Below are 12,377 nucleotides of genomic sequence, written 5' to 3'. Positions count from 1 at the left end.
TCGATTGGAACCATCTGCTGCTCCGACCGGGTGACGCCCTCCACGGCAGGACCAATGATCGCTCACCCTGCGGGACGGTGGTGACGGGGACGTGTGCGTGCAGTGGTGCGGGGTCGGCCAAAAGGGGCTTGCGAGTCGTGAGAATCGGACCAGTCTTGTCTAATGGCATCGCCGGGATCCGTCCGGCGGGCAGTGGCCACGACACGGGGGTGGAACGCACCATGGGTGGTGTCCCTACGTTTCCCCACGGCAGACCGCTGACGTGGGCGGACCTGGAGGCGATGCCTGATGACGGGCACCGTTTCGAACTCGTCGACGGGGTGCTCGTCATGAGCCCCTCACCCCGCCCCGTGCACCAGCGGGTAGTCGCCCGCCTGCTGGTGGCACTGACCGCTGTCTGTCCTCCGGAGCTCGAGGTCCTCCCGGCTCCGGTCGACGTCGTGCTCGCCGACGACACGGTCTTCATCCCCGACCTGGTGGTGGGCCGGCGCGAGCAGTTCTCGAAACAGGCGCTCATCGGGCCGCCGGTGCTGGCGGTCGAGGTCCTGTCGCCCCGCACGCGACATGTGGACCTCGAACTCAAGCGGGCGAAGTTCCAGGAAGTCGGCTGCGAGAACTACTGGCTGATCGACTACGACAGTCCGTGGCTGCGGTGCCTGCACCTCGAGAACGGCGTCTACGTCGAGCAGGCCCGTTCCGAGGGCGAGGAGATCATCGAGCTGCAGTTCCCGTTCGCGGTGAAACTCAGCGCCCAGTCGCTCGTGCGCTGAGTGTGCGCGGGGGCGAACCGGGTTGGGCCGAACGAGCGACAGTGATCCACGCACGTGTGGATCACGGTTTCACCATCTGGCGCCTCCGTGCGCCGGGCTGGTTGCGTGCAGTGCGTCAGCCCAACGCGCGGAGGTCCAACGCACATGCAGCCGTTCCAGCTGCCGGAGTTCTACACGCCCTACCCGGCCCGGCTGAACCCGAACCTCGAACGCGCCCGCGCCCACACACGCGCCTGGGCCCGCGAGATGGACATGATCGACGTGCCGCAGCACGGCACCGTCATCTGGACGGAAGAGGACCTGGAGTCGCACGACTACGCGTTGCTCTGCGCGTACACCCACCCCGACTGCGATGGTGAGGCCCTCGACCTCATCACCGACTGGTACGTGTGGGTCTTCTACTTCGACGACCACTTCGTCGAGCTCTACAAGCGGAACCCGGACATCGGGGGCGCGCAGGCCTACCTCGACCGGCTGCCGCTGTTCATGCCCGTCAACGGGGCCATCACGGCCACGCCGGAGAACCCGGTGGAGAAGGGCCTCGCCGACCTCTGGCGCCGCACCGTGCCCACCCACTCGCTCGACTGGCGCGAACGGTTCGCCGCCAACACGAAGCACCTGCTGGACGAGTCGATGTGGGAGCTGCACAACATCAGCGCCCACAGGCTGTCCAACCCCATCGAGTACATCGAGATGCGCCGCAAGGTCGGTGGCGCGCCGTGGTCCGCGAACCTCGTCGAGCACGCCGTAGGCCTCGAGGTGCCCGCACGCATCGCCCTGTCCCGGCCCATCGGGGTCCTCCGGGACACGTTCAGCGACGCCGTGCACCTGCGCAACGACCTGTTCTCCTACGAACGCGAGGTGCTCGACGAGGGAGAGCTCTCCAACGGAGTGCTGGTGTTCGAGAAGTTCCTCGACCTGCCCACGCAGCAGGCCGCCGAGGCCGTCAACGACCTGCTGACCTCGCGGCTGCACCAGTTCGAGCACACGGCGCTCACCGAGGTGCCGATCCTGCTGGACGAGCACGCCATCGACCCCATCGGGCGCGCGGCCGTCCTGGGCTACGTGAAGGGCCTGCAGGACTGGCAGGCGGGCGGGCACGAGTGGCACCTGCGGTCGTCGCGGTACATGAACAAGGCCCCGAAGCCCCAGCCGGGCATCCTCGGGTCCTACGCCAGGACCATGCCGCAGCGGCTCAAGCAGTTCTCCAGCACGCCGAAGACCGTCGAGCCGTACGAGGTGCCGTTCCACTTCCCGTTCCCGCTGACGCTGTCGCCGCACCTCGACCAGGCGCGCGAGGACGTGATCAGCTGGGGCCGGGAGATGGGCCTGCACGGAGAGGGCATCTGGGACGAGGCCAAACACCGCGGCTTCGACCTGCCGCTGTGCTCGGCCGGCCTGGACCCGGACGCGACGCCGTTCGAGCTGTTCCTCTCGGCGGCCTGGCTGTCCTGGGGCACCTACGCGGATGACGTCTACCCGTGGGTCTTCGGACGGCTGCGCGACCTTGCCGGGTTGAAGGCGCAGACCGCCCGGCTCAAGCAGTGCCTGCCACTGGACCTCGTGCCGCAGGTCGTCCCCGTCAACGCCACCGAGCGCGCTCTGGCGGACCTGTGGCTCAAGACCGCGGCGCCGATGCCCGCGCAGTTCCGTGCGACGTTCAGGACGACTCTGGACGCGATGCTCGACGCGTGGGTGTGGGAAGTCGTCAACATCCAGCAGAACCGCATCCCCGACCCTGTCGACTACCTGGAAATGCGGCGGTCGACCTTCGGTTCCGAGCTGACGACCTCGCTCAGCCGCTTCTCGCATTCGACGACGGTCCCACCGGAGATCTGGGGAACGCGGGTCATCCAGACCATGGAGCGGTCGGCCATGGATTACTGCAGCATGGTCAACGACGTCACCTCGTACCTCAAGGAAATCCAGTACGAGGGTGAAGTGCACAACATGGTGCGCGTGATCGAAAGTTTCCTCGGGGTCTCCCAGTCCCGCGCGTTCGAAATCACCTACGCGCTCATGGACGCGAGGCTGGCGCAGTTCGTCAAGTCCGTCGACATCGACATGCCGAAGCTCTTCGAGGACCTGTCGCTCGACGGCCCGACCCAGGCGGCGCTGACCCGCTACGCCGACGAGCTGAAGGACTGGATCGTCGGCATCGTCAACTGGCACAAGGAGACCTCGCGTTATGGCGAGGAAGAACTGAGGACCCCGGTGAACGCCCACCTGATCGCGGGGACGTTCAACCGGTTGCCGTCCGGGATCGGCACTTCGGCTGCCCGGCTCTCATTCCGAAGCTAGAGCGCTGACGTCCACTGACCGCGTTCGGTCAGTGGACGGTCAGCGCCGGTCGGCACCTTGTGGGCAACACCGGCTCACAGGGGGCAACACCATGAAGAACGTCCTGATCTCCGGCGCCAGCATCGGCGGGCCCGCGCTCGCGTACTGGTTGCGCCACCACGGTTTCAGCGTCACCGTCGTGGAGCGGGCGCGCGGCCTGCGGCCCGGCGGCCAGGCCATCGACGTGCGCGGCCCGGCGCTGGAGGTCGTCGAGCGAATGGGCCTCGGCGACCGGCTGCGGTCGTTGAGCACCGGCATGCGCGGCATGAACATGGTCGACGCCGACGGCAACGAGGTCTTCCGCTCCACCACGCACACCCTGAGCGGCGGCGACCTGTCGAGCCCCGACGTCGAACTGCTGCGCGACGACCTCGCCCGGATGCTGTTCGACGCGGCGGACGGCGTCGAGTACCTCTTCGACGACACCATCACCTCGATCGACGGCACCCGCGTCACGTTCGAGAAGGCCGCCCCGCGCGACTTCGACGTCGTCGTCGGCGCGGACGGCCTGCATTCCAACGTCCGCCGGCTCGTGTTCGGGCCGGAGTCGCGGTTCATCAGCCACCTCGGCATGAATCTCGCCGTCTTCACCGCGCCGAACTTCCTCGGCCTCGACCACTGGCAGACGTTCCAGCAGGGCGGGATCATCGGTGGCGGAATCATGAGCGCGCGGTCCAACGCGGAATGCCGTGTCTACATGGGTTTCAACGGCGAGGTGTCGTTCGACTACCGCGATGTCGACGCCCAGCGCCGGTTGCTCGCCGAGAAGTTCGACGGCGCGGGCTGGGTGTGGCCGACCGCGCTGAAGCACATGTGGGAGGCGCCGGACTTCCACTTCGACTCGATGAGCCAGATCCGGATGGACTCGTGGTCGCGCGGCAACGTCGTGCTGCTCGGTGACGCCGGGTACTGCGGTTCGCCGCTGTCCGGGCAGGGCACCAGCATGGCCCTGGTCGGCGCGTACGTGCTGGCCGGTGAGCTGGCGAAGGACCCGTCGGCCGCGTTCCAGCGCTACGAGGAGGTCCTGCGGCCGTACGTGACCGCCAACCAGGACATGGCGTTGCGGAACATGGAGAGCGGCGGGACGCCCGGCGACGACTTCGCCGAGATCGTGAACAGCCTCAGTCTTCCCGGCTACTGACCGCGCCTTCGCGCCGGTCTCGAACAAATAATTGGCCCAGACCATTGACGACAAAAGGGATGTTTGAGCACGCTGGACGCAGGGTCGCCGCCCCCGACTCGTGAGGAGGAGTCGTGAGAACTCGCGTTCTCGCCGCGGTCATCGCTGTCACAGCAGCGCTGTCCGTGAGCGCGCAGTCGCAAGCCGCGGAACCACTGCAGAGCCTCGTGCCGGTACCTGTCTCGGTGCAGGCCAAAAGCGGTGTCACGCACACGCTGACGGCAGCCACGAAGATCTACACCGCCCCTGCCGCGCGTGACGTCGGCGACTTCCTCGCTGGAGTCCTGCGGCCCTCGACCGGCTACGCGTTCCCGGTGTCCGACACGACCGGAACCCCGTCGGACGGCATCTCGTTGCTGCTCACGGGCGCACCGGGCACGGTCGGCCAGCAGGGTTACCAGCTCGACGTCGCGGCGAACTCCATCGTCCTGCGCGCCAACACGCCGGAAGGCCTGTTCACCGGCGTGCAGACGCTGAGGCAGCTGTTGCCGGCCAGCGTGGAGAGCACGACCGCGCAGGCCGGTCCGTGGACCGTGCCGGGCACGCTGATCGTCGACTACCCGCGGTTCTCCTACCGCGGCGCGATGCTCGACGTGGCCCGCCACTTCCACCCGGTCTCCACGGTCAAGCGCTACATCGACCAGCTCGCGCTCTACAAGATCAACTACTTCCACCTGCACCTGAGCGACGACCAGGGCTGGCGGATCGTCGTCGACAGCTGGCCGCGCCTCGCCACGTACGGCGGCAGCACGCAGGTCGGCGGCGGCCCCGGCGGTTACTACACCAAGGCGCAGTACAGCGAGATCGTGCAGTACGCGGCGTCACGCAAGATCACGGTGATCCCGGAGATCGACATGCCGGGCCACACCAACGCCGCGCAGGCCTCGTACGCGGAGCTCAACTGCAACGGCCAGGCTCCGCCGCTGCGCACGGACATCGAGGTCGGCTACTCCTCGCTGTGCGTGAACAAGGACATCACCTACCAGTTCGTCGACGACGTGGTGCGCGAGATCGCGGCGCTCACGCCCGGCCCGTACTTCCACATCGGCGGAGACGAGGCGCACGCGACCTCCGACGCCGACTACCAGGCGTTCATGAACCGGGCCCTGCCGATCGTGAAGAAGTACGGCAAGACCGTGCTCGGCTGGCACGAGTTCGTGAAGACCACGACCGACACCACCGCAATGCCGCAGTACTGGGGCACCTCGACGTCCAACGCCACGGTGCAGGCAGCGGCGGCACGCGGCCAGAAGGTCATCATGTCGCCCGCGAACAAGGCGTACCTGGACATGAAGTACAACTCCAGCACGCCTTTGGGTCTGTCGTGGGCGGGCATGATCGAGGTCCAGACCGCCTACGACTGGAACCCCGGCACGCACCTGAGCGGCGTTCCCGAGTCGGCGGTCCGCGGCGTTGAGGCTCCACTGTGGACCGAGACGATCGTGACCGGCCGGGACATCGAGTTCATGGCGTTCCCAAGGCTGTCGGCGATCGCCGAACTGGGCTGGTCGCCGTGGTCGACCCACAACTGGGACCAGTTCAAGGTGCGCCTGGGCAACCAGGGCCCGCGCTGGACGACCATGAGCATCAACTTCTACAGGTCCACCCAGGTGCCGTGGGACACCGGCGGTCCTGGCCCCGGCCCGTGCACGCAGCCGGTGTGGGAGCGCGACAAGGTCTACACCGGCGGCAACGTGGTCTCGCACAGCGGCCACAACTGGACCGCGCAGTGGTGGACGCGGGGTGAGGAGCCCGGCACCACCGGCCAGTGGGGCGTCTGGCGTGACGGAGGCGTCTGCTGAGTTCTCCGGTTCCGGGGCGTGACGTCTGATTCACCCGGTGTGGGCGAGTAGCACTCGCCCACACCGGGTATCAGGACGTTGTGGATGCCCGAGTTGCCGTATTCGCCCCGTCCCCCCAGCTGACCATCACCATCGAGGACCTCGACGGTGAGCCGGACGTGCACCTGCACGCCGGCGGCCAGGGTTTCTGGCAGTCCAGGATGATCGCCGCTTTGGGCGTCGAGGCCGTCGTGTGCGCGACGTTCGGCGGTGAGACCGGCCGTGTGCTGCGCACCTTGCTGGAGGGCGAGCACGTCGACCTGAAGTCGCGTGAGGTCGCTGCCCGCAACGGCGCCTACGTGCACGACCGCCGCGACGGCAGCCGGGACGAGATGGTCGAGATGCTCCCGGAGGCGTTGTCCCGCCACGAACTCGACGACGTCTACGAGTCTGCGCTCGTGGAGGGGATCCGAGCGGGCACGGCCGTGCTGAGCGGGCCGTCCGACGACCGCGTGCTGCCCCACGACACGTACTTCCGCCTCACCTCGGACCTGGCCGGCAACGGTTGCCGCGTGATCGTCGACCTGGCTGGCGACCGGCTCGCCGAAGCCGTGCGGGGAGGCCCGTACGCGGTCAAGGTGTCGCACGAGGAACTGGGCGAGGAAGAACTGCCCAAGCTCATCCAGAAGGCCAGGGAGATCGCTTCTTCGTGCGTGCACGGTGTGGTGGTGTCCCGCGCCGGCGAACCGGCGTTGGCGCTGCTGGAAGACCAGCTCTACCTCGTGCGGATGCCACAGCTGGAGGCCGTCGACACGCGTGGCGCCGGCGACTCCATGACCGCGGGGATTTCGGCGGGCCTCGCGCTGGGTATGTCGTTGACGGACGCGGTGAAGCTCGGCGCGGCCGCGGGAGCGGTCAACGTGACCCGGCACGGCCTCGGCAGTGGCGGGGGAGAGGCCGTGCGCGAGCTGAGCAAACGCGTGGAACTGGAGCCGATCGAGGAATGAGCGGATGCGCGCGCTGATCACGAACGACGACGGAATCGACTCTCCCGGCCTGTGGGCCCTGGCGTCGGCCGCTGCCGAGTGCGGCCTCGAAGTGGCGGTGGCGGCGCCTACCGCCCAAGCCAGCGGTACCAGCGCGTCGGTCGCGGCGGTGGGCGAGCACGGCAGGGTGGTGAGCGAACGGCGCACCCTGCCCGGACTCGACGTCGAGGCCTACGCGGTCGCGGCGCATCCGGGTCTGATCTCGCTGATCGCGTGCAGGGGCGGCTTCGGCGGCAAGCCCGACGTGGTCCTGTCCGGCGTGAACCTGGGCGCGAACGTGGGCCGCGCGATCCTGCACTCCGGCACCGTCGGCGCGGCGCTGACCGCGCACGTGAACGACGTCACGGCGATGGCGGTGTCGCTCGACGTGGGATTGGACGGACCCGAACCGTTGTGGGACAAGGCATGCGAGGTCGTACGCGTCGTGCTGCCGACGCTGCTGGAGATGCCCGCGGCCACAGTGCTGTCGCTGAACGTGCCGAACGTCGTTGACGTGCAAGGACTTCGCTGGGCGGAGCTGGCGCGGTTCGGCACCGTGCAGAGCCGGGTGGACGACGTGGGTGACAACGAGGTCGAGCTCGTGCACGTCTACGCCGAGGATTCGCTCGTGCCGGGTACGGACACGGCGTTGCTGGCGGACGGTTTCGCGACCGTCACGGCGCTGCGCTCGGTCGGCCGCGACGTCAGTCCTGAGCGCGCTTTGCCGGCTTGGCCAGCGTGATCACGAGCCCTATCAGGGCCGTCCGCACCTCGAGGAAGCTCTCCGTCGTCAGTTCGTTGAGCGAGAACGCCAACGTCCCGAACGACAGCAGCAGGAGAAGTCCGTACATCCGCGCGTGGTCGTGCCGCCACGCCATCGCGACCCCCAGCGCCCCGACGCCGATCTGGATCACGTGGTAGTTCGGGTCCAGTCCGAACACGTCGAACCACCCGAAAGCGAGTTGCAGCACCCCGGCTGTCAGTGTGAGCGCCTGCGGCCTCGTGAACTGGAACTGATCGCTCAACAAGGCCATAGGTCCCTACCCCTCGGATCGCCGCCAGACCGCGTCGTACTTCGCCTGTCGTTCGCGATCCCTCACAGCGTTTCGGTCCCGGCGACCTTGAGTCGCCGACCCTCGTGGATACCCGTACTTCGTGAGGCGGTAATCCACACTTTCCGGAGCGTAGGACAGCGCGAAGTACAGTCCTACAACGAATCCGAGCGCGCCGCACGCAATTGCCAGCGGCCACGGCGAGTCGAGCCCGAAGACCAGCGCCAGCGTGATGGCCGTCGTCAGCGGTGTGACCTGCACAAGGCTGCGCACCGTGAAGCGCAGCAACCACTTCGGACCGGTCACGTCGTCGTGGACGAACTCCCGGTACTTCTGCGGCACACGTCCACCCGCGTAGTACCAGACCTTCAGCGCGGGGTTCACCGCGTCGCCTTGGCGATCACCTTGTGCAGCACCTGGTTCAGCTGCGCGAGTTCTTCGAACGTCATGTCGAGCTGCTCCACGACCTTGAAGGGGATCTTGAGCGCTTCCTTGCGCAACTCGGTGCCCTTCGCGGTGAGGGTCAGCGCGAGCGCGCGTTCGTCTGCCTTGTCCCGCTGCCGCTCGACGTACCCGATCGCCTCCAGTCGCTTGAGCAGCGGGCTGAGGGTGCCGGGGTCGAGTTGCAGGACGTTGCTCAGGTCCTTGACGGTGCGCGGCGACCGCTCCCAGAGCGCCAGCATCACCAGGTACTGGGGATGTGTGAGGTTCAGCGGCTCCAGGATCGGGCGGTAGACCGCGATCACCGTCCGGCTGGCCACGGCGAGCGCGAAGCAGACCTGCCGCTCCAGTTCGAGCGGGTTCTCCGGGATACTTGGTGTACTAATCATTGGTGTACAGACTAACTGGCGGTGTCAATGGCGAACGACGGGGTAGACGACTGGCATGGCCCGGACCACCGTCGTCATCGCCTCTCGGAACCGTGCGGACAGCCTGCTGCGCACGCTGTCACGCCTGAGCGAGCTCGCGGTGCCGGTGATCCTGGTCGACAACGCGTCGACGGACGACACGGTTTCCCGTGTACGCAACGAATTCCCGAACGTCCTGCTGCTGGAGTCGGCGGTGAACCGCGGCGCGGTGGCGCGCAACCTCGGCGTTCAGGCGGCGCGGACACCGTTCGTCGCCTTCGCCGACGACGACTCGTGGTGGGCGCCCGACGCGATCGAGCGAGCCGAGCCGATCTTCGACGAGCACCCGGACCTGGCGGTGATCGTCGCGCACACGCTGGTGGGGCCGGCGGAAGAACCCGATCCGATCACGCCGCTGCTGCGCCACAGCCCGCTGGGCGAGGGTGTCGCGGGGCCCGCGGTGCTCGGATTTCTGGCCTGCTCGGCCATCGTGCGGCGGCAGGCGTTCCTGGACGTGGACGGCTTCAGCCCGGTGCTGTTCTTCCGCGGCGAGGAAACGTTGCTGTCGTGGGACCTGGCGGCGGCGGGCTGGGCGCTCTGCTACGTCGAGGACGTGGTGGCGCACCATCACCCGGCGGCAGGCCGGGCGCCGGGCGAGGACGTCGTCGAGCGGCGCAACGCACTGCTGGCCGCGTGGATGCGACGGCCGCTGGCCAGCGCGCTGGCGGCGTCGTTGAAGGACCCGAAGGCGTTCCGGGCGGCCCTGCCCCGGCTGCGTCAGGCGCTCCGGCAGCGACGTGCGCTGCCGGAACACCTGGAAGCGCAGATCAGAGCGATCGCACAGCAGCCGCGAGGCGCGTGATGCCCTCGTCGATCTGCTCCGGCGTGACGCCCGAGAACGCGAGCCGGATGGCGTTGTCGCCGCCCTCCAGCAGGAAGTCGGAGCCCTTCACGAACTCGACGCCGTGCTCCTTCGCGACCGGCACCAGCTTGTCGATCGACACGCCCGGCAGCTCGACCCACATGAAGTAGCCACCCTGCGGCGCGGTGAAGACCGCCTCCGGCAGCTCACGCTGCAGCGCGGCGACCAGGGCGTCCTTGCGGGCGCGCAACGCCGTGCGGACGTTCGCGACCGACTCCTCGAGACGGCCGGAACGGCAGTACGAGTTCACGATCGACTGCGCCACCATGTTCGGCGAGATGTACGTGGTGGTGGCGATGTCCTGGACGGACTTGATGACGGCCTTCGGCCCCACCAGGTAACCGCAGCGGATGCCGGGCGCCATGGTCTTCGAGAACGACGACGCGTAGACGACCTTCTCGTTCTTGTCCTGCGACAGCATCGTCGGCAGCGGCTCGCCCTCGAACCGCACCTTGACGTACGGGTCGTCCTCGAACAGCACGAAGTCGTACTTGGCCGCGAGGTCCAGCAGACGCGCGCGCTTCGCCTCGGACAGCGTGTAGCCGGCCGGGTTGTGGAAGTTCGGGATGATGTGCGCGAGCTTCGGGCGCACCCCGCTCTCCAGCAGTTCCTCGAGCGCGTCGACGTTGATGCCGTCGGTCTGCAGCTCGATCGCGTGGATCTTGGCGCCGCGCTGGCGCAGGTTCAGCAGCGTGCGGTCGTAGGTCGGCGCCTCGACCACCACGTCGTCGCCCTGCTGGACGAGCAGTTCGAACAGGAACGCGTCGGCCTGCATCGAGCCGTTGGTGACGAGCACCTGCTCCGGCGCGACGCCGTGCTGCTCCGCGAGCCAGGCGCGCAGCGGTACGTAGCCGACGCTCGTGCCGTACGCGAAGGTGCCGCCGGGATCGTCCGTGAAGGCTTTCTGCGCCGCTTCGCGCAGACCTTCCTGGTCGATGATGTCGAGAGAGGGCGCTCCGCGCGTGAACAGGATCGAGGCCATGCGCGGAGCGTACAACTCCCACGATTTGGGCTACGGCCTATATACGTATGAGTTCAGGTGCCGCACGGCCTGAGCCGCGTCGCCCAGGTGATAGAGATCGACCGACACATAGTTCGGCTTCTTCCTGGCCGCGGGCTGGCAGAACTGCTGCGCGCGGTTCGCGACCTTGCTGTTGTCCGTTGTCGCCGTGCTGCTGAACGGAACGTCCCGGAAGTGGTTCATGTAGAACAACGGCGGGAAGTTCCCGGTCGCCGTCAGCGGTTTGTCACCCCATCGGCTGTAACAGGACCAGTCGGAGTTGCCGAGGCCCGGACCCATGGACCAGTAGTTCTCGACCGTCCAGTCCTTCTGGTAGAGCACGCCGCTGTCCTCGCGGCCGTCCTTGCCGTGGTCGGTGAAGATGATCAGCCGCTTGCCGGTCGCCTGCATCTGGCTGCGCTTGGGCCAGCCGTTCTGCTGTACGCCCTCAGCCCGGTACAGGACGTCGCCCAACCCCTGCACCTTGCGGAGTTCGGCGCGCAGTACGTCCGCCGACACGTAGTCCTCCAGGAAGACCGTGACGATCTCGCTGCGGTTGGCGCGCAGGAAGTCCACGATCCGCTGAATGTCGACGTTCAGCGCCACCGGCTTGCTCACGAGCGTGCAGCTGTTGTGGCAGAGGATCGCGCCGTCCGGGGTCTGGTGGATGTCCAGCGAGAAACCCCGCACGCCGTCGTTCAACTGCTGCACAATGCCGCGCGTCTGGTTCTTGGCGAGGTTGACGAACGGCGGCGCGAACCCGCCGTCCACCCCGTTCGCATAGGCGTTGTGGGCGGTCAGGAACGTCATCTGGTCGAGCCGCGGATCCGCCGGCATCGGCTCGGTCCGGCTGACGACCGGCGTCAGGTACCAGCGCGACTCACCGCCGAGACCGAAGAATTCCCATTGATCACCGAACTGACGCGGCTCGTGAACCGTATCCCCTTGTGAACACGAACCCATGGTGAGCTGACGGGTGATGCACTGGCCCGGCGAGTCGGTGTTCTCGAACCTCCCGTCGCTCAGCCGCCACTGCTGGCGGTCCTCGTTGCCCTTCGGACGGTGCAGTGCCAGTCCACTGCCGCTCTGGGCGACGTTGAGGCCGGTCCGGACACTGGTGACGTAGAACGTGCCCGCGGGAGCCGCTTCAGCGGTGGCGGGTACCAGGGGAAGCATGAGCAGGGCCGCGATGGCAGGGAGGTATCGCACGGTGACCAGGGTCACCCATCGGAGTGAAACATGAAACGTCTTCAAGGGTGTGGACGTTTAACACTGTGGGTATCCGACGCGTCGTAAAGCCCTCTTAGGGGGCAGCACAACTCCAAGGCAGCCGTCGCCCGACCGAAGGGTCAGGGCCGGTGTCCGGGCGCCGCCTTCACAAGCCGCGCAGGGTTCGACTCCCTCGGTTGCCGCCAAAATCCGTGCAGGTACAGAAGAAGCCCGCCCGGCACGCGGCCGA

At 67.6% G+C, this 12,377-nt stretch carries 12 protein-coding genes; 7 read left to right on the top strand and 5 right to left on the bottom strand.

Annotated elements, in window-relative coordinates:
- The first annotated feature begins 221 nt into the window (after positions 1-221).
- The 6 genes from IG04_RS0125795 (at position 222) to surE (ending at position 7,838) form a co-directional block, all read left to right on the top strand.
- Positions 222-770: a Uma2 family endonuclease gene (locus IG04_RS0125795; protein ID WP_030479298.1), complete on the top strand. Its 549-nt coding sequence runs from the start codon at positions 222-224 to the stop codon at positions 768-770.
- Between the two features lie 144 nt (positions 771-914).
- A complete protein-coding gene (locus tag IG04_RS0125790) occupies positions 915-3,071 on the top strand; it encodes a terpene synthase family protein (RefSeq protein ID WP_030479297.1) in 2,157 nt (718 codons plus the stop codon).
- Between the two features lie 91 nt (positions 3,072-3,162).
- Positions 3,163-4,251, top strand: a complete 1,089-nt coding sequence (locus IG04_RS0125785) for an FAD-dependent monooxygenase (RefSeq protein ID WP_030479296.1) — start codon at positions 3,163-3,165, stop codon at positions 4,249-4,251.
- A gap of 140 nt (positions 4,252-4,391) precedes the next feature.
- Positions 4,392-6,092 (top strand): family 20 glycosylhydrolase, encoded by a 1,701-nt coding sequence (locus IG04_RS0125780; RefSeq protein WP_420843984.1) that lies wholly within the window; start codon positions 4,392-4,394, stop codon positions 6,090-6,092.
- 80 nt (positions 6,093-6,172) lie between these two features.
- A complete protein-coding gene (locus tag IG04_RS0125775; protein WP_030479294.1) occupies positions 6,173-7,078 on the top strand; it encodes a 1-phosphofructokinase family hexose kinase in 906 nt (301 codons plus the stop codon).
- A 4-nt stretch (positions 7,079-7,082) separates the two neighbouring features.
- Positions 7,083-7,838, top strand: coding sequence for a 5'/3'-nucleotidase SurE (gene surE / locus IG04_RS0125770; protein WP_030479293.1), 756 nt, complete (start codon positions 7,083-7,085; stop codon positions 7,836-7,838).
- On the opposite strand, the gene IG04_RS0125765 is transcribed toward surE, so the two are convergent.
- The 3 genes from IG04_RS0125765 to IG04_RS0125755 are packed head-to-tail and all read right to left on the bottom strand — an operon-like array spanning position 7,801 to position 8,978.
- Positions 7,801-8,121, bottom strand: a complete 321-nt coding sequence (locus tag IG04_RS0125765) for a hypothetical protein (protein WP_157512996.1) — start codon at positions 8,119-8,121, stop codon at positions 7,801-7,803. The genes surE and IG04_RS0125765 overlap by 38 nt on opposite strands.
- A 15-nt stretch (positions 8,122-8,136) precedes the next feature.
- Complete coding sequence (locus IG04_RS0125760) at positions 8,137-8,532, bottom strand: DUF5313 family protein (protein ID WP_030479291.1); 396 nt, start codon at positions 8,530-8,532, stop codon at positions 8,137-8,139.
- On the bottom strand, positions 8,529-8,978 hold the full coding sequence (locus IG04_RS0125755; RefSeq protein ID WP_030479290.1) for a MarR family winged helix-turn-helix transcriptional regulator: 450 nt from the start codon (positions 8,976-8,978) through the stop codon (positions 8,529-8,531). Before IG04_RS0125755 ends, IG04_RS0125760 begins: the two co-directional genes overlap by 4 nt.
- Positions 8,979-9,033: 55 nt before the next feature.
- Here IG04_RS0125755 and IG04_RS0125750 point away from each other — a divergent pair, with 55 nt between their 5' ends.
- Positions 9,034-9,858: a glycosyltransferase family 2 protein gene (locus tag IG04_RS0125750; RefSeq protein WP_030479289.1), complete on the top strand. Its 825-nt coding sequence runs from the start codon at positions 9,034-9,036 to the stop codon at positions 9,856-9,858.
- Here IG04_RS0125750 and IG04_RS0125745 read toward each other — a convergent pair.
- A complete protein-coding gene (locus tag IG04_RS0125745) occupies positions 9,824-10,900 on the bottom strand; it encodes an aminotransferase-like domain-containing protein (RefSeq protein WP_211257815.1) in 1,077 nt (358 codons plus the stop codon). The genes IG04_RS0125750 and IG04_RS0125745 overlap by 35 nt on opposite strands.
- 30 nt (positions 10,901-10,930) lie before the next feature.
- Positions 10,931-12,127, bottom strand: a complete 1,197-nt coding sequence (locus tag IG04_RS0125740; protein WP_211257814.1) for a PI-PLC domain-containing protein — start codon at positions 12,125-12,127, stop codon at positions 10,931-10,933.
- Between the last annotated feature and the right edge of the window lie 250 nt (positions 12,128-12,377).

Origin of the sequence: Lentzea albidocapillata (genome assembly GCF_000719115.1) — a bacterium.
Classification (GTDB): Bacteria; Actinomycetota; Actinomycetes; order Mycobacteriales; family Pseudonocardiaceae; genus Lentzea; species Lentzea albidocapillata.
The sequence above is the reverse complement of the archived record's forward strand: the minus strand, read 5'-3'. Positions and strand labels throughout refer to the sequence as shown.